This window comes from Paenibacillus sp. FSL P2-0136 (assembly GCF_037975325.1).
Taxonomy (GTDB): Bacteria; Bacillota; Bacilli; order Paenibacillales; family Paenibacillaceae; genus Paenibacillus_AQ; species Paenibacillus_AQ silagei.
In genome coordinates this window covers 2,376,652-2,393,831 of sequence record NZ_CP150244.1, presented here as the reverse complement: position 1 = coordinate 2,393,831, position 17,180 = coordinate 2,376,652, and the positions used below count along the sequence as shown (strand labels likewise).

Below are 17,180 nucleotides of genomic sequence, written 5' to 3'. Positions count from 1 at the left end.
AGTGAAACTCCTGCCGCCTGGCGCGACAGCAAGCAACAGCCTTTTCAGGGCTTGTCCCCTACAATGAACAGTAAGAAGCGTAAATTCCCTCAATAACAGGAAAGGTGACTGAACCTATGAATATCACTACGAGGCAAAAGAGCTCCCGGCGGCGTGGCCGCCTGCTCCTCTGTCTGATTCTTGGACTGACTCTGCTGGCTGCTAGCGCCTCCTCTCCCCAGGCGCTAGCGTCACAAGCCAGCCGAACGACCGTGATGCAGGCCGTCACGCAGGAGGTTCTTCCGGGACTGGAGATGAAGCCGATTCCAGCGCCGGAAACGCTGCAGGCCTTCACCCGCCAGACGATTAGCCAGCTCTCGGCGGATGCTCCTTTTAAGGAATGGAAGGATGCCTTCACCAAGGTCTACCCTCTTGGTCCGGGAACGCGCAGCTGGCTGGTCAATGTGATGCACAGCGGTCAGCGGATCGGCTATCTCATTATCTCCGCTGCGGATCAGGGCGGCTATCTGCTTAGCGAATACGGAGCCGGAACCGATGGTCTCCCTTATAGTATGACTGAACTGCGCCAGTATCTGGCGCAGCAAGGACTGATACCCTCTAATTCTTCAGGTGCCATCGGGGTTACGGCACTCTATGCTCCAATGCTGCCTGTCTGGAAAATCACTACGGAGAACAGAACGTTGTATCTGAATGCTACCGTTCTGGAGACGCTGCCCTGGAGTCAGAGCCAGGCTGAGCATATTCTTAATGCCGCACCGGAAGCTTCAGCCATGCTGTCCTCCGGTCCGGGCCAGGCGCGCACTCCCCAGCCCGCTCTTCGGAGCGGCGGAGAGGATGACCCGTATGCCGATCTGCTGTGGCTGACCGCACCCGGTCTGAAGACGTTGAACGGAGCAAGCCTAAGCGCTCTGCTTCAGGAGCGGGGCAGTCTCGCTTTCCAGTCTCCGGGGCATAACGACACGCTGGGCGCGCCATTCATGATTACAGGCAGCCAGAGCTGGCTGAAGCCCGGTGATTCCCGGGACCAAGGCAGCACAGAAGCTGCCGTAGTCTATGCCGCTGCCGGTCCAGGTGGCATCCGCTATCTCCCGCTTAGCGCCCTTCAGAAGGCGGGCACCTTCCACAAACTGCCGGTGCCGCTTCCCGGGGGAGCCACGCTGGGCTCCGCTGCTCTACCCGGTTCAAGCCGGTAGACTGGCACTGGCAGTTCCTGCTCGATATTGAAACAGCCTTCCCGGGTGCCGCCTGCACGACGCCACTTGGGAAGGCTGTTTGCTTATACACCTAAATTCTACTCAGCGTCCGCTTTCTCCGAATTCAGGTGCATTTATACACCTCATGCTCACACAGCGACCGATTTCCGCTGAAGTGCTACTCCTACTCCTTACTCTCCCCGCCCCTGCTCCATTTGCTGCGCCACACGGACCAGGCGAGCGGCAGCGTGCCGAACCATTTTTCCGCCCACGGCTGCTTCTCTGCCTTCCGCCGGGCATGGACAGCGCGAGGGTTCTCAATGTAGACGACTACCTTCTCCGTAATATACTTCACCAGATCATCTCCGCCGGATGCCATCTCATACACCTCCCAGGTGAGTGCCGGGGCGGGTTCCCGCCCCTTGACCTTATGCCTATAGTGTGCTCCAATCCTCCGATCTCTAAACCGGAATCCGAAGCTTCGTATAGGTTAGGCCGTTAAGGCACAATCTAACAAGACTACACCTGTATAAACCGTCATTAAGTACAAGTAGCTGTTGATTATTCCGGCAGGGAGGTTATTCACTTGAGACAGTCAAAAGCATTAGAGCCCCATACGGCTACACATTCCCATCATTCAAAAGAGCAGCCTGTGCTGAGATCCGGGCGGCGGCTTAAGCGGATCATAGCCGCAGCAAGCGTTCTGCTCATGCTTACGGCAGGAGACACCGCAGTGATTCACGCGGCGGCTGCACCCCGCACTAATCCGCAGGCAGAGCAGCCCGGACAGCGCCAGCATATGCTCGGCCATGACCAGCGGATCATTCTGATTGATGCAGGCCATGGAGGGATTGACGGCGGAACTTCCTACGGCAGCATTCTGGAAAAGGACATCACCCTTGCCATCTCCCGCCGCCTCTTTCTCCTGCTGCGTGCAGATGGCTTCGATACGATTCTGAACCGGACTGGCGATTATGCTCCCAGCGATGAGAATCTGTGGCTGAGGAACAGATCCCGGCATTTACGCGATCTGGCCCAGCGCAAGGAACTGGCAGAGACGCTTCCGGCCAATGTCGTGGTCAGCATCCACATTAACTGGGCGAAATCCCCGTCCAAGCATGGTCCGCTCGTTCTGTACCGCCAGGAAGGGCGCAGCTTCCTGCTGGCCCGGACCATTCAGGATCAGCTCAACCAGCTCTACGGGATGAAGAATGATCCTGTCCGGGGCAAGCCCTTCTACCTGCTCAACAAAATAACCGCCACAACGGTGATCGTTGAGGCGGGATTTGTCAGCAGTCCGGCTGACCGCGAGAAGCTCTGTACACCGAAGGGTCAGGAAGAGATCGCCGAAGCCATCGCGAACGGGATCGCTGCCTATCTTATGGAAGTGTAAGCCGGGAATTCCACTTCCATTCCTCGCGGACCAGATCGGAGATACCGACGAATTGCACCTTGTCCTTCATTCCGGCAATGCCGCTGCGGATGCCCGCGGCGGTCTCTTTGCCCTGGATGCCGACATGACCGATGGTGACGCAGAACTTTTGACTCATGGCCCGCTCCTGTACGAGCTTCATCTGTTTCGCCACATGGCTTGCCGAATGCACATCATCCAGGAAAATATGATTCTCCACCGGCGGCATTCCCAGCTCCCGGGCCATCCGTCCCGCGACTGAACGGTAATTGGTATGGCTGTCTACGAAGAAAAGGCCGCGCTCCTTGCAGACCTCCAGCACAATACCCATTACCCTTTCATCACCTGTCACCTTGGAGCCCATGTGATTGTTGATTCCAATCGCGTAAGGGACATTATCCAGCGCTGCCTCCACCCGCTGGCGGACCTCGGCGTCATTCATGCTCGTCAGCACTGCCCCCGGTCCCAGCCATTCCGGCTTGCCCTGGCGCGGCTCCATCGGCAGATGGACCAGCACATCGAAGCCCAGCTCATGGGCGCGCCGGGCATCCTGCTCGCTGGAGCGCAGGAACGGCATGACTGCGACGGTGATTTTGACGGGCAGCTTGAACATTTCCTCTGTCCCGCGCATGCTGTTGCCGAAATCATCGATAATGACCGCCACACGGCTGAGCGCCTGCTGCTGATTCCCAGCTGTCCGGTTGCCCGATACGCTGCTCCCTCTGCTATCCGCAGGTGCGGGTGCTGAAAGTGCCGTGTCTGCCTGTGCAGCAGACACGGCAAGCGGGGCTGACGGGATTAGCGCCGCTGACATAATCACAGCTGCGGCCAAGGGATATAGAAGGACACGCTTTACTCTGTGGTTGCTTGTATTCATACTGGAACACCTCCTTCGTGATTGAACAATTGTACTCATTGTTTGGCTCACGAAGGGTAAATATGTACGGAGCGCTTACGCAATTATTAACAATGGGATGCGGATACGGCACGGGCGGCCTGTCAGCATTTAATCCCTCCGCTTCGCATTAACCCTCACCCTTTAGCTTTGGCTTTACGTCCTCTTGGCATCTGCTTACGGTCTCCGGTCAGCTCGCAGGTCTGGGGCCCAGATTTCCCTGCTCTATTTTGACATCAATGAAGTCTACAATCTGCTGCAGCGAAGCGATCTGCTCCAGGATCTTGCTTCTGTGATTACGGATCATCTCGTGCAGCTCAGGATAGCCGGACAAGTCCGTGTCAAGTGACAGGTTCAGATAGGGCCGCATATCGTCGAGTGACATGCCTGTTTTTTTGAGACAGGAGATCATCTGCATCATCTCCAGATCCGCATCGCTATAAATGCGGTGGCTGTTCCCCTTGCGCTTCGCCCGGGGCAATAGTCCTATCTTCTCGTAATAGCGTATCGTATCCTCCGGCATTCCTGTCCGCTCCGCCGTTTCTTTAATTGAATATCCCTGCACGAGATCCACTTCCGCCAGACTCATCGAATCACTCCCTCTCTACTTGCTCTAAAAGTGCCTTCGTACCATTGTACAGCCTGGAGTCAGCTCCAAGTCAACGGTTAATTTCGGCACTTGACTTGGACTCAGCTCCAAGTTATAGAATGGACACCATTCACCCACTCACATTCAAAGGAGCAATCATAATGAACATAACACACAGCCCCCGCACCGCACTGATCACCGGGGCAAATCACGGCATCGGGCTAGCCTTGACCCGCCGAATACTTGACGAAGGCTGGGAGGTGCTCGCACTGATCCGCTCAGCTTTTGCTGAAGATGACCCACTCATCCATAAGGCGCTCGGCAGCAGGCAGCTACGAATCTATAAGGCAGATTTAAGCGATTTTGGCCAATTGCGAAGTGCCCTGCAGGACATTAACCGCCACGAATCACATATTGACATCCTGTTCAATAATGCCGGCGGCAGCTTCCCCGAGTTACTCTTGTCTAAGCAAGGACGCGAGCTGCATTATGAGCTGCAGACGGTGGTTCCGTATATCCTTACGATGGAGCTGAAGCCGCTCTTGCTGAAAGGCACGCTCCGCACGGTCGTGAATACGTCCTCTAACGCTTTTATGATGAAGCGCAGCTTCGACCCGGCTTCGCTGGAGCGCCCGGCGAAATTTCAGATGCTGACTGGCCCTTATGCCGACACCAAGCGGGCCATGTCCTTGTGGACGGAGGCGGTGGCCTCTGAGCTTGCAGCCGAAGGCATCCTTATCCGCAGCGCGGATCCCGGAGGCAACAACACCCTTCGCAGCGGCAAAAAATCAGGCATCCCGCTGTGGTTAAAACCCATTACGCGCTTGTTCTTCCCCGAGCCTACCCATGGGGCAGGCCTGCTGTATCAGGCGGCTCTGGGTGAACACAGCGGCAAGTCCGGTGTCTTCCTGATCAAGAATCAGGTACGACCGCTGAAATTCACAGAGCATAGCAGTCGTATCTTGAAAGATGTCCGGGCCATTTACGAGCAGGAATTCCTTCAATCCGGCGACGCATAATCGCTGCTGCTGGTGAAGAAGCAGCAATTGGCACACGACGCGATCAAGCCACAGCTCCCGATACGGAGGGCTGTGGCTTGACGATGCGCTGCATTTGTTTTATTTTATGCTAAACTGCATTCCAATCCTGTTCATTGCAGCTCCGCCATTCGTCCGAATTCCCGCAGCAGCCGTAAATTCTCAATCACGATATGTGCCTTCCACCAATTCTCACTGACAGCATACTCACGTTCATATCCTTCCCAGCCCCAGGTCAGCTCCCAGACCCCTGCGGCATTTCGGGTCTCCAGCAGATAATCCAGCTCCTGGTGCAGCAGCCCGCCGAGTTCAGCGTACCCGGGACTATGCGGCGAATGGACGAACGCTGACGGTCTGCAGCCATACCCGTTCCAGTTCCCCTCATCGCGGCTGATCAGCCGTGCGCTCTGTACTTTGAAGGCTTTTTGCAGCTCCACATAGGGGAAGTGCTCCTGCAGCCCGGCCCAGGTGATGCAATGCAGCAGCGTATCCACGCATTTCAACGGATGCATCTCAATCACAGGGTCATGCAGGAAAAGCTCCGTCAGCTCACGGGCAATCCCTAGTCCGTTGGCATACAGCCCGCTATCCTTGGGAGCAGCCTTCAGAATGAATCCGGCCAGAATAGCTGTAGGGTTATACATACTGTGGGAGGTACTATCCGAGCTTGTATGCCACCAGGGGGCATGAGGATAATCGTTATTGGAAGCTACGACATTCTTCCATGTGCGGCCATCCATATCCACACCGCTGTCCAGGTATTTCAGAATTCCCTGCACCAGCGGATGCCCGTTATCTGCAAATTCCAGCTCCAGCAGCCTCTCTACCGCCGTAGCGGTCTGGATGGGCGTGGAATTCGGATTCCACGCGTCCGCTTCCAGGGCATGGCCGAAGCCCCCATCCTCATTCTGATAGGCGGACAGCGCTTCCAGTACCGGCGCAGACCCGCCCCCCTCAAAGTGAAATCTCCATCGCGCCAGGTCCAGCGGACGGGCATTGCGGTACATCCAGCGCCTGATTCCCTCATACTCCTCCAACAACAGCTTCATATACATTCTCCTTATATTCCTATATTGTTATCTTTCCTACTATTCTAAGAGTTTTCCAATATAATACAAGGGAATTTCCTGCTTGAATTTTCACTGCCCCAGATCCAACTAATTACTAATTCCGGTATGTTACAATAAAAACTACCCCGGCGGACTAAAGGATATTATAACGGGTATACATATATATGGAACGATTTGGCTACCATGTCAGTCTATCCGCAAATTCATGGAGGAGGGTCTTATGAACAGCACTTCCGGCAGTACAAGAGGCACTTTCAAGTTCATCAAGCAGCTATGGGTGAAAATCAACGACGATGATGTCCAGGGCATCGCTGCGCAGCTGACCTATTATTTAATCCTGTCTTTGTTTCCTTTTCTGATCTTCATCATGACCCTGATAGGGTATGCGAATATCTCCCTGGAGAAAAATATAGGGCAGCTGGAGCAGATCATGCCCGCCGAAGCCATCTCTATTATAGAAGAGATTCTGCAGGATGTGTCCGCCGGACGCAGCCAGACGCTGTTGTCCTTCGGGATGCTGGCTACCCTGTGGGCCGCCTCCAAAGGAATCAATGCCATCATCAAGGGGCTGAACCGTGCCTACGAGATTGACGAGAGCAGAGTGTTCTGGAAAATCCGGGGGATCGCCCTGCTTGCTACCTTGACGATCGGGTTCGTTGTACTGCTCAGCATTCTGCTTCTGGTCCTCGGCAGCTGGCTTAAGACGCAGGTCTTCCTGCTGGTTGATCTTCCCTATGGATTCCAAAAGCTCTGGGATCTGCTCCAATACGCGATTCCGCTGCTCGTGATGTTCATCGTCTTCACCCTGCTGTACTGGATCGCTCCCAGCCGGAGACTGGCGCTGCGGGAGGTAATGCCTGGGGCGTTGTTCACCACCATCGGCTGGATTACGACCTCGATCCTGTTCTCCGTATACGTCAATCAATTCAGTGATTTCTCCAAAACCTACGGCAGTCTCGGAGGCGTAACCGTGCTGCTAATCTGGCTATATATCAGCTCTTTTATCATCCTGGCCGGAGGCGAGATCAATGCGGTCCTGCTGAACCGCAAGGTGAAGAGTATGCCCCTCAGCACCTTCAAAGGGCAGAAGCTCCCATGAACACCTCCCTGATTGACGCCATTACCAAAAGCCCGCTCCGCACCTCCTTCTATCATTTCACCCGGGCAGTGAATCTGCCCTCCATGGCTGCCTTTGACACCATCTATTCCTCTGCCGTGCTGAGTCCCGCCCATGCAGCCGGAGAGCGGCGGACTGCGGCGCACCGGGTAAGCTACGCCGGGCAAGCCGCGATTCTGAATGCCCATCTGCGAATTACCCCCGAAGCCATGGCCCCAGGCACAACGGCGGAGGAATTCCGCCGCTGCCTGGACCGTCATGTGTTCCTGTGGCCGACCTGGCGCGATTGCCTCGCAATGGCTGCAATGTATTCGCGCAGAGAGCCGGGCGAGGTCTTCGCTGTGCTGAAGCTTGATGCCCGCAGAGTCCTGGCTGATCACTACGCCCGCATCAGACTATCCAAATACGATTCCGGCAGCTCCCCCAGGTTCCCGCACCGGATGGCGTACCGCAAAAGCTGCAGGATGCTGTTGCCCCTTGCAGAGTTCATGTCCGCATCCGGGCGGGATATTCCCGTCAAGCCGTCCGAGATCAAGGAGGTGCTGGCCCAGGACAAGCTGGCCCCACTCAGCCAGTATCTACAGGCAGTCTACTGTTCACAGCCCCAGCTTGTACCTGAGCTCTGGCAGCCATTGTGCCGGCCCCTGCTTCTTTCGCCAATATAACTCTGCTACCTCATCTCGCTCACCTCAAGTTGATTTATATGTCGCACCGTGATATAGTCATGATATGACATAGTCACAGCATGACATATTCTTTTATAGCCATGACTTGGCACAACGAATTGACGAAGCAGGTGAACGCGATGTCCGCAGCACAAAAGGTTCTAAAAAAATACGTCCCCATGACCGAAACGGCCTTCTATATTCTGTTATCCTTAACCAAGCCGCGCCACGGATACGGAATCATCAAGCATGTGGATGATCTGTCGGAAGGACGGCTACGGCTGGGCTCCGGTACGGTGTATGGAACCTTGACCAAGATGAATAAGGATGGGCTAATTACCGTATTTGCCGATGAAGAGAGAAAGACGGTGTACGAGGTGTCTGAGCTGGGGAAGGAAGTCATGCGCGCAGAAATCGGCAGATTAAAGGAACTTCACCGCAACGCCGTCACCAGTGAGGAGGAATTTCAATGAGAACTGTATTTCGGCCCTTTTGGAGCTACGATCTGCCGGGGACAGAAGCCTGGTTAGCCGATATGGCCGGCAGGGGATGGCGTCTGGAGGAATGGAGCTTACTGCTGCGGCGCTTTACCTTCCGGAAGGGTGAACCCGCCTTGCTAACTTATCAGCTGGCTTATCATTCATCCAAGCATTCATCCATGTCTCCTTATCTGTCCGCAGAGGGATGGAGCAGGCGGCTACAGCAAGGGAAGTGGAGCCTGTACGAGAATGATCGGTCCCCGTCACAGATTAGCGCCTATCCTTCACGTAAGGATGTCCTGAGGCGTAACCGCATCATCTCCTATGTTTTCACGGGAATTCTAGTGTATCTGCTGCTCATTGCACTGATTCCCCTGCTTGCTCTAGGCTTAACCTACTCCAACGATGCTCCTATCCGCATTCAGCCCAGCCCAATGTGGGCGGCAACCTGGACGGCCGCTGCCTTGGCAGTACTCCTGCTGGTACTTGCCATTTATTCGCTTATCAAGCTCCGGGCAGCCAACAGGGAACTTCTTCAAGGGCACACGGACATGAAGAAGCCTCCCGCAACGCCTAAGCCTGCCGGCACTACGATGGCACGGATGAAGTTAGGCTGGATGTATGCCCCTGACCGGCTGGAGCAATGGCTGGAGGACAAGGAGCTGGACGGCTGGAATCTCTATAAAGTAGGCTTCGGAGGAACATTGTTCCATTTCAGCAAGGGCCGTCCGCGCCGTATGAAATATCACGCTGACTATCAGGTCGTTGCGGGTGAAGGGTATTTCGAGCTGCATCAGGAGGCAGGCTGGTCTAAGCTCTACAGCTCTCCCTTCTCTCTGCAGAAGTGGACCCTATGGGGCCGGGAGGCTCCGGACTCCGCCGGACACCCGGAGCAGCTCTACAGTGATCCATTCCACCGCCTGAAGCACGCCCGGAAGATCGCCTTGAGCTATAGCGCGCTGTTCCTGCCCATTATGCTGCTCTATAGTGTGAATGTAATAGCCTTCGTGGACGGGCTGGTGCGTGACGGTTTTACCTCATTCCGGGTATGGAACACTTCCCTTCTGTTCCTCTGTATTCTTCTCTTCGGCCTGCTGACCGGAAGATCCTGGTTGTATTACCGCCGGCTTAAGAGACAATAAGGGCTTAGCACATACAGAGACGGCCTGCTCATATCACAAAAAAAGGCGTATCCCGGAAGTCCTCTCCATAGAGTGGAGCTTTCGGATACGCCTTTAATCTTGTGTTCAATTAGAAGAATTGCGGGTACTGCTTGGACATGCTCTGGACCCGGTCCAGCAGCGTATTGGAATGCTCCATCACGACCTTGCGCATCCCTTCCACATCCCGCTTGCGGGTAGCCGCTACCATCTTCACATGCTTATCGATGTCGGACGGCTGCACCCCTTCCATCTTCCCGTAGAGCAGACGGATACGGTTATAATGGGATGCTACCTCTTCAATGGTGAACCAGGACAATTCTTCCCCGGCCGTCTGGAAGATCAGCTGATGGAACCGGTTGTCCTTAATATAGAATTCTCTGAAGTATTTCTTGTCCATATATTTCTTCTGCTTATTAATCAGTTCCTGCATCGTATCTGCTACCAGCTCGCTGCACTTGCGGATGAACTCATCGATCACCGCAGATTCAAGCGAGGTGCGGATGAACCACTCCTCACGGACCCGTTGCAGATCGATCTTGGAGACTACCGTTTTGCGCTGAGGATATATTTCCACCAGTCCTGACTGTTGAAGACGGACCACTGCTTCCCGCACTGGTGTGCGGCTGACGCCATAGCGTTCAGACAGCTTCTGCACACTGACATCCATTCCTGGCTCGAGCGTCATATTCATGATGTCTTCTTTTATTCTATTGTAAGTTACATCATTCAGTGAATTGCTGTTATTCATAATCTTCAACGGCTTCCCTACACCTTCCCTGAACTCACTCCTAGTACATCACGGGTTATTGTCTCCGCACTAGCTGAATCGTAGCTGTAATACAACAGAACATCCAGAATAAACGGCGAGTATCGCAGTCTGTTCAGCTCCTGTGTAAAAGCCATGGCTCCAACTTCACTTAAGGTGCGTATTGTAGAATAATTCTTCAGGCCCAGTAGCTTCCACAGCAGAATGCGCTCGGTCCGGGTGTATATTTCCTGTGCAAACCGGTCTTCTACAAAATGATAAATTTCGTGGCCAAGGATAGTATTCATTATACCAGCTTGCGGAAAAAGTTCAACTAGACCAGGCCCCGCCTCCCGCATCTGCTCCGCCGCTCTGCGCAAGGGTTCATCCATGATTTCGATCCGGTCGGGAGGGGTATAGGAAGCGAACAGCACACGCTTGCCGGTCATGAGCGCATCCTTGAATTCCAGCTTCAGGTTCATACGTTCAGCAAGCACCCGGACATCACAGGTCCCATATTCAAGCATCATCCGCTGTGCATATTCGGTGCCGCAGGATCTGGCCTGCTTCAACATTTCCCGCTTCGTCTCCGGCGGAATACGCCGGTTCAGGATGTCTCTCCTGAAGGCATACATTCCCCAAGCCTCATCGTCAACCTCCAGCAATGGATTCAACAGCTCTCCCAGCTTCGTCTGTACTTGCATACGTCCTCCTGTCTACACGTTCTTCCGCGCGGCTCTTAGCTCTGCTTGATATTGGCCGCCACAACAATAACCTCCGTGTCCGGCTCGAACGTGGATATCTCAATGTCCATCAGCAGCTCCAGCTGCTCGAAGTCTGAGGCGGTAAAGTCCATCACCCGTGCGCCGATACACAGGTAGAAGTCGGGTCTTGCGATCAGCTCCGTCTGGTAGACGGCCATTGCCTCCCACAACTGCTTAACCGCGCTGAGATAGTCCCCGGCTGTTGTCTTCAGCGCCATGGCCCGGCCTCTCTGCACCTTGATGAAGCCCTTGGTGTCCAGGATGCGAACCGCGCCGGCTTCACCGGCTTTATCCATTTTCTCGCCGAAAATACTAACATATCTAGTCTTCTGCAGCAGCTCCGTCCGCTCTACAGGGATGCGCATATCCTGGGCAGCCAGCTCCCGCAGCTCCGCTTCATCACATTCCTTCAGCAGCTCGGTCGTCTTCACCTCGGTAGAACCGGTAGCGATCGCGGTCACCTTTGAGGTCTGCGGATCTATATCGATATGAATTTCGATGCTCTCCGGGGTCGCTCCGCTCTGGATGGCCTTGTTCAAGGCTTCCATCTTCAGGGCGGCAATCACTTCCTTGGACGGGGACGGAATAATCCGTTCCACCACATCGCGGACCATCGACAAGGCAACTCCGATCGAAGAGATAACCTCGGCATTCTCGGGGATGCTGTATTCCAGGCCCATTTTCTCCGAAAAATAGACGATCAGCGAAGCCGCTCCGCCGCCCACGCCGACGAGGGAGATCTGATCCTTCTCCAGCTTGTATTTCTCAGCCAGCGCCAGAATGATCGGCTCGATCTTGGCATAGGCCTTCTCCATAATCTGCTTGGCGATATCCTCTACCGTCGTTCCGCAGTATTCCGCCAGTGCCTGTATCGCCCTTCTGGCCGCTTCCACATTCCCGTAGGAGAAGTGCTCCGGCTTCACCAGTCCCAGCACATTCGCCGCGCAGGAGTTCGTGATCGTCACCCGCTCCCCGTTCTCCAGCCGGATGGCCACATAATCAGCAGGATCACCCGGCTTCGGAGAAAAGAATTCGACCTGCGCTCCCTTGATCTTATCCGGATCGGTGAATACCGAATAATCCAGACCGCCGATATGCGCCGATCTGGGTCCGACATCGACCACTCCGCTCTTGTTCGCCCGGATCATGGACCCGCCGGCCACGCCGAGCACCCGTACATCCAGGGAATTGACATAGGTCGGATGACCGCCGACGATGGAATAGTCGATAGCCGGGCGGCCGTTTTTGATCACACCGATATTGGTAGTCGTGCCGCCGACCTCGAAGTACACCCCGTTCGACGCTCTCAGATACATCAGTGAGCCCATGACCGAGGCCGCCGGTCCCGACAGCATCGTCAGCACAGGCCGTTTCTTCATCTCACTGATCTCCATGACGCCGCCATCGCCTCTCATAATCATCAGCGGAACATGGACCCCGGCCTCCCGCACAGACTTCTCTGTGGAATTGGCGGTATCCAGCATCTTCGGCAGAATGCTTGCATTAATTGCCGCCGTCCGCGTTCTGCGGGTCAGCCCGTATAATTTTGTGATGTCGGAGGCCATGGTGGTCGGCATGCCTTTTTTCTCTGCTTCTATATAGACCAGTTCCTCGGGCCGCCCGTTATCTACGCCAAAAGCCATCGAAGGCACAATCACCTGTGCCCCCTGCTGCTTGAGTTCATCGATGACCGTCAGCACAGAGGCTTCGGACATTTTTTTAACATTAAGGAAGCTATTGTAGATCTTGATCTCCTTGCCGTTGCCCAGGTCGATATTCTGAAGCCGGGTCTGACGCTTGGCGAGCCAGCCCTCCAGACCGCCCTTCGCCAGGCCAATAATGCCCACCTGTGCAATATCTCCCTCGATCAGCGCATTCGTTGCCTGCGTGGTACTGTGGGCCACGAACACTACATCCTCCGGACGGATATTGTTCTCCTCCAGGCAATTCTGGAAGCATTTCACCACACCTGCGGCTACGCCTGTGGCATGGTCATGCGTCGTCTTCACGGACGATTTGCCGATAATCTCATGTGTCGCGTTGTCAATCGCAACTGCTTTGGTATGGGTTCCCCCCACATCGATACCCATTCTAACCATTGTACTCATATGATTTCTCCGTTTCTCTTCATTAATAGTAGACCCAAGTGAAATTTGAAGCCTAACCGTCACTGCGGTGAACATTTGGACTTCCGGCCGCTGTTGTCTTCAAATTTCTTGATTTGTACCGCTGTTCGCGGTGGAAATCCGCAGACAAAGGCGGACGCTACCGCTCCTACAGTTCCAAATTTCCCCTTCGTTCCTTATAGCTTCTCGTTATTGACTTGAGTACTACTTATTGATTAATGCTAAGCAGTGCTACACGCTACACCAAATTGCCATACATGAAGAACACAACCGCGCAGAGAATAATTCCGATGATCCAGCCGGTAGGAATCGACATCTTCATATATTCCTTGGCCGGAACCTTCGTATAGCCGAAGCCCCAGGCCACCCAGGACTGTGTAACGTCCAAATGCTGCGGTGCTACTGTAGTAATGGCGAACAGCGGATAGAGGAATTGTACAGGCCAGGCGGCGGTTGCTACCACGACAGCCAGGATGGCCGAACCGGAGCCGACCAGGTTCATCGGGCCGCGGAAGAAGCCGAGCGGTGTCAGAATGGCGAAGACAATACACAAGAGCAGCGCGGTCTGGGGCATTGCGCCGTCCAGCAGGGTTTTGAAATAAGGGGAAGCATACGTGGCCGCATTGTTGAACATCGACAGCGTAAGCAGGAAGCCGATCATCGGCGCTACATCAATGGCTCCGTCCGCGAACTGCTTCGACAGCATTCTGCAAACGCTTGCAAAACCACCCTTCAGCTTACCGCAGGTTAGCAGGGCGAACAGGGCGGCGAAGATAAATCCAAAAATGATGGGAACCTTGAGCACCACCACACCCACTACCGGCAGAATGATCGAGATCCAGGAGATAGCAGGTGCATCTACAGTAGCTCCGCTATCCGGTGTTGCCGCCCAGGCCCGGGAGAGCTTCCGGTTCATCATCAGGTTGGATACTACCAATACTACAATCAGCGATACAGCCATAGCGATCATGCCGAATTTGAAATATGTATTATAGTCATAGCTGGCATAGCTTTCATTGGCTGTTGCAAATATCGCCTGATATTGCTTAAAGTTCACGATATTCCCGAAGATCCCCGCCATGATTGAGCCCATGAAGGAGAACAAGGCAATCGGGGAAGGAATTCCTAGCGAGAGCATGATCGGCAGCACGATGACGGCAATGGAGATTACCGGGCCGATACCGGTCATGGATGTGAAGATTACAGCGGTAACGATACACAGCAGAGACATGGTAATTCTTGGTTTGTCTCCCCCAAGCTCTACAACCTTACGAATCAGAGTAGCGGCAATCCCGGTGTCGATCAGGACTCTTCCGAAGAAGGCGCCGAAGAAAATATTAACCAGGATCGCCTTCCCGTAATTCTCAGGCCCCGTCTGGAACACGTTCGTCAGGACGTCAATGAACGTTTTGCCCTCCATCACGGAGGTAGGATGAATGCTATTTCCGATCAGGGCAATCGAGGTCCACAGTACTGACATGACGAAGAAGCCGACCATAAGGTTATACCCCTTGACGCAATACCACACCAATCCAAAAAACGATAAGACCATAATGAAACCGATTACAACATTAGCCACATCCACAAAATAACCTCCTGAAGTAGGATAAATGAGTTAACATGCTAACATGCTATTTATGTATACTGACATGTTAGTTTGTCACGTGAAAATATTAACATGCTACTTCATTAGGCGTCAATACCCTTCTGCATGTTATTTCCAAACACTTCAAAACAAAACAGAGGCTGCAGATGTAATCCATCCTGCGCCTCTGTTCATGTCTATATTCTTCAGTTATCCTTGTTAATCACCTGGTTAATCACCTGGTCACGATAGCGCTGAAATTGCTCCCAGGATTGCTCCGCTGCTTCAGGCTGCTCAAAGTCGATATAGCCGGAATCCGATGTATCCAGCGCATAAGCCTCCAGTGTCTCACAGACCAGCCGGATCGTCTCCATCACCGTTCCCCCGCCCCGGACATGCAGCATGATGGAATTCACGAGCTCCTCTTCGCCTGTGTTGAACTCGATCGAATATCCCTCGCCCTCAAGGAAGCCCCAAGCCTTATCCCGGTAATCCAGATTCGGTATACGACGGGTCAGCTTCTCAATGATTTCATCACGTTGTCCCAGGGGAGGCACTGGGGGCTGCTCCTCCTCCGGCGCTTCAAAATCGTACTTCTCTTTCATGATAAATACATCCCAGCTCATATGCGCTCACTCCTGTCATTATAAACTCCAGTACTTAGACTACTTATTACCCGATTCGTCCACTCTTATCAACTCAAACGTGGCAGCTTCGATCCACAGGATCAGTTTGCTATGATTCACATCCAGGAACCCTAGCGGTATACCCAGCCCCGGCGAAGCTTCCGCTATGTCAATGACTGTCATTTCATCGTTGATTCCGATAATGGGCAGATCCAGTTTGTTCACTCTGTAAAAGGAATCCCTGTTATAATGTCTCTGGGTTATGCTGTAGCGGGGATTGGTTAACTCGTATTGGTACGCTTCATAGCCCTCTAGTCCCTTGGAGGAGAAGTAATCCTGATGAATCACAATCTCATCTCCAATGATGTCCTGCCCTGTCGGATATTCAGATGCGTCATTATAGGAATTCGCGAATCCCAGCAGCTTGTCCACCTTCCAGGTTCCATAGATGAATTCCTCCGTCGCCTGATCCAGCTCCATTCGCCCGATAAAAGGTTCGGAGGTATTGAGCGGAATCAGATTCTCCTCTTGCTTAGCATGTTCTGATGGTGGTGCTGGAGTGACCGGAACATGCTGTGCGCCTGCCGGTTCTGCCGCCTGACTGCATCCAGCCAGGCAGACCGCCAATATGGATATTTTCAGTATCATCCCTAATCTTGTGATCATGGTAAGCCTCCCGCCTGCTTCAGTCCTTCAACCTTACCATCCGCTGGAAGCAAAGAATAAACAGACAGGTTACAATACCGGAACAATCGATTCATCAGCCGTTCTGCATAGATAAAAATTTCGTTAGATCCTTCTCCAGCTGCACAACCTCCTGGTTCGCAGCATTCGCATAATCCGGCAGCAGCATATCTTTAACCATTTTCGTGCGTAGCCAAGCAATGAAGAGAACATCCAGTATGAAGCTTGGGAGCTTTGGGACTATTGTGAAAAGTGGCGGATCAACGGCAACACCCGCTTGTTTTATTTTCCTGAGGTACGCTTTGAGAGTAACTGTTATTTGACGTGCCGTCTTTCGGGTTCGGGCCGGGTCTGCGTTTCCGCCGTACAAACTGCCCAGCAGAGCAATGTCGGATACGGAATGGGTGATTAGAAACGCCTGCATCTCTTTTTTGATAACGTAAGGAAGCTTGGCGGCTTGAAATACTTGTGCGAGCTTTAAGACGCGCTGCGTCACTGCGCCGTTCACTTCGCCAAATGAGGTGGCCACTAGAAACTTGGGCATGAACCGGGCGTACAGGACCCCATCTTTAATCTGTCCGCCGAAGCCGGGAAAAGCAGGTAAAAGTCTATCCCCTACAATCCCACGCCACGAAGAAAACCCAATCGAGCTATTGGTCATCGTAACGATATTCGGGCTTTGATTATCCTTTAGTGCTAACAACGCGGATTCGGCCCGGTCATAACGGACGGTAACGAAAATATAATCGTATACATCATCATTTTCGAGTGTATCTATAACCTTCACCGGAATCGATCTGACTGTACCTTTGTCATGGTATTGCAGACCTTTTTCTTGTAAAGATCTGAATCTGTCCGAACGTGCAAACAGGCTAACGTCAAACCCGGCTTCCATAAGCTTCATTGCATAGATGCTTCCGATCACACCTGCACCGAAAATTAAAATTCTTTCTTGCTTTGCTGACATCTTACCACCCCGCCGATTCATATTTCCGTATGATCATCCAACAACATGTTGTATGATGTGATCA

At 53.4% G+C, this 17,180-nt stretch carries 18 protein-coding genes; 7 read left to right on the top strand and 11 right to left on the bottom strand.

All coding sequences use genetic code 11. From position 1 onward, the window contains the following. The first annotated feature begins 116 nt into the window (after positions 1-116). Complete coding sequence (locus tag NYE26_RS09960) at positions 117-1,193, top strand: hypothetical protein (RefSeq protein WP_339255437.1); 1,077 nt, start codon at positions 117-119, stop codon at positions 1,191-1,193. Between the two features lie 184 nt (positions 1,194-1,377). Here the strand turns inward: NYE26_RS09960 and NYE26_RS09955 are convergent, their stop codons facing one another. Further along, positions 1,378-1,572 carry a YqzE family protein gene (locus NYE26_RS09955; RefSeq protein WP_036725054.1) on the bottom strand — a complete coding sequence of 65 codons (195 nt, stop codon included), beginning with the start codon at positions 1,570-1,572 and terminating at the stop codon, positions 1,378-1,380. Positions 1,573-1,779: 207 nt separating this feature from the next. On the opposite strand from NYE26_RS09955, the gene NYE26_RS09950 reads away from it, so the two are divergent. Continuing rightward, a complete protein-coding gene (locus NYE26_RS09950; RefSeq protein WP_339255435.1) occupies positions 1,780-2,586 on the top strand; it encodes an N-acetylmuramoyl-L-alanine amidase in 807 nt (268 codons plus the stop codon). Here NYE26_RS09950 and NYE26_RS09945 read toward each other — a convergent pair. Next, positions 2,573-3,481 (bottom strand): divergent polysaccharide deacetylase family protein, encoded by a 909-nt coding sequence (locus NYE26_RS09945; RefSeq protein WP_339255433.1) that lies wholly within the window; start codon positions 3,479-3,481, stop codon positions 2,573-2,575. The genes NYE26_RS09950 and NYE26_RS09945 overlap by 14 nt on opposite strands. A gap of 208 nt (positions 3,482-3,689) precedes the next feature. After that, positions 3,690-4,088: a MerR family transcriptional regulator gene (locus tag NYE26_RS09940; protein WP_339255431.1), complete on the bottom strand. Its 399-nt coding sequence runs from the start codon at positions 4,086-4,088 to the stop codon at positions 3,690-3,692. 161 nt (positions 4,089-4,249) lie between these two features. Between NYE26_RS09940 and NYE26_RS09935 the strand changes: the two genes are divergently transcribed. Next, a complete protein-coding gene (locus tag NYE26_RS09935; protein WP_339255429.1) occupies positions 4,250-5,107 on the top strand; it encodes an SDR family NAD(P)-dependent oxidoreductase in 858 nt (285 codons plus the stop codon). 131 nt (positions 5,108-5,238) lie between these two features. On the opposite strand, the gene NYE26_RS09930 is transcribed toward NYE26_RS09935, so the two are convergent. Further along, positions 5,239-6,174 (bottom strand): hypothetical protein, encoded by a 936-nt coding sequence (locus tag NYE26_RS09930; RefSeq protein WP_339255427.1) that lies wholly within the window; start codon positions 6,172-6,174, stop codon positions 5,239-5,241. Positions 6,175-6,415: 241 nt separating this feature from the next. Between NYE26_RS09930 and NYE26_RS09925 the strand changes: the two genes are divergently transcribed. From NYE26_RS09925 to NYE26_RS09910, 4 genes are all read left to right on the top strand, one after another. Beyond that, positions 6,416-7,294 (top strand): YihY/virulence factor BrkB family protein, encoded by an 879-nt coding sequence (locus NYE26_RS09925; RefSeq protein ID WP_339255425.1) that lies wholly within the window; start codon positions 6,416-6,418, stop codon positions 7,292-7,294. Then, on the top strand, positions 7,291-7,977 hold the full coding sequence (locus NYE26_RS09920) for a hypothetical protein (protein ID WP_339255423.1): 687 nt from the start codon (positions 7,291-7,293) through the stop codon (positions 7,975-7,977). Before NYE26_RS09925 ends, NYE26_RS09920 begins: the two co-directional genes overlap by 4 nt. Positions 7,978-8,078: 101 nt before the next feature. Next, positions 8,079-8,450, top strand: a complete 372-nt coding sequence (locus tag NYE26_RS09915; RefSeq protein WP_339255421.1) for a PadR family transcriptional regulator — start codon at positions 8,079-8,081, stop codon at positions 8,448-8,450. Continuing rightward, positions 8,447-9,598, top strand: coding sequence for a DUF2812 domain-containing protein (locus NYE26_RS09910; RefSeq protein ID WP_339255419.1), 1,152 nt, complete (start codon positions 8,447-8,449; stop codon positions 9,596-9,598). Before NYE26_RS09915 ends, NYE26_RS09910 begins: the two co-directional genes overlap by 4 nt. A gap of 109 nt (positions 9,599-9,707) precedes the next feature. Here the strand turns inward: NYE26_RS09910 and NYE26_RS09905 are convergent, their stop codons facing one another. From NYE26_RS09905 to NYE26_RS09875, 7 genes are all read right to left on the bottom strand, one after another. Then, positions 9,708-10,367 (bottom strand): GntR family transcriptional regulator, encoded by a 660-nt coding sequence (locus NYE26_RS09905; protein ID WP_076157574.1) that lies wholly within the window; start codon positions 10,365-10,367, stop codon positions 9,708-9,710. 17 nt (positions 10,368-10,384) lie between these two features. Beyond that, a complete protein-coding gene (locus NYE26_RS09900; RefSeq protein ID WP_339255417.1) occupies positions 10,385-11,068 on the bottom strand; it encodes a hypothetical protein in 684 nt (227 codons plus the stop codon). Between the two features lie 35 nt (positions 11,069-11,103). Next, a complete protein-coding gene (locus tag NYE26_RS09895) occupies positions 11,104-13,236 on the bottom strand; it encodes a hydantoinase/oxoprolinase family protein (protein ID WP_339255415.1) in 2,133 nt (710 codons plus the stop codon). A 256-nt stretch (positions 13,237-13,492) separates the two neighbouring features. Further along, entirely contained in the window at positions 13,493-14,839 is a 1,347-nt protein-coding gene (locus NYE26_RS09890; RefSeq protein ID WP_339255414.1) for a citrate transporter, read from the bottom strand. 206 nt (positions 14,840-15,045) lie between these two features. Next, positions 15,046-15,465, bottom strand: coding sequence for a hypothetical protein (locus tag NYE26_RS09885; protein WP_339255412.1), 420 nt, complete (start codon positions 15,463-15,465; stop codon positions 15,046-15,048). Between the two features lie 39 nt (positions 15,466-15,504). Continuing rightward, positions 15,505-16,131, bottom strand: coding sequence for a hypothetical protein (locus NYE26_RS09880; protein WP_235191872.1), 627 nt, complete (start codon positions 16,129-16,131; stop codon positions 15,505-15,507). A 94-nt stretch (positions 16,132-16,225) separates the two neighbouring features. Beyond that, a complete protein-coding gene (locus NYE26_RS09875) occupies positions 16,226-17,116 on the bottom strand; it encodes a 2-dehydropantoate 2-reductase N-terminal domain-containing protein (protein WP_339255410.1) in 891 nt (296 codons plus the stop codon). Between the last annotated feature and the right edge of the window lie 64 nt (positions 17,117-17,180).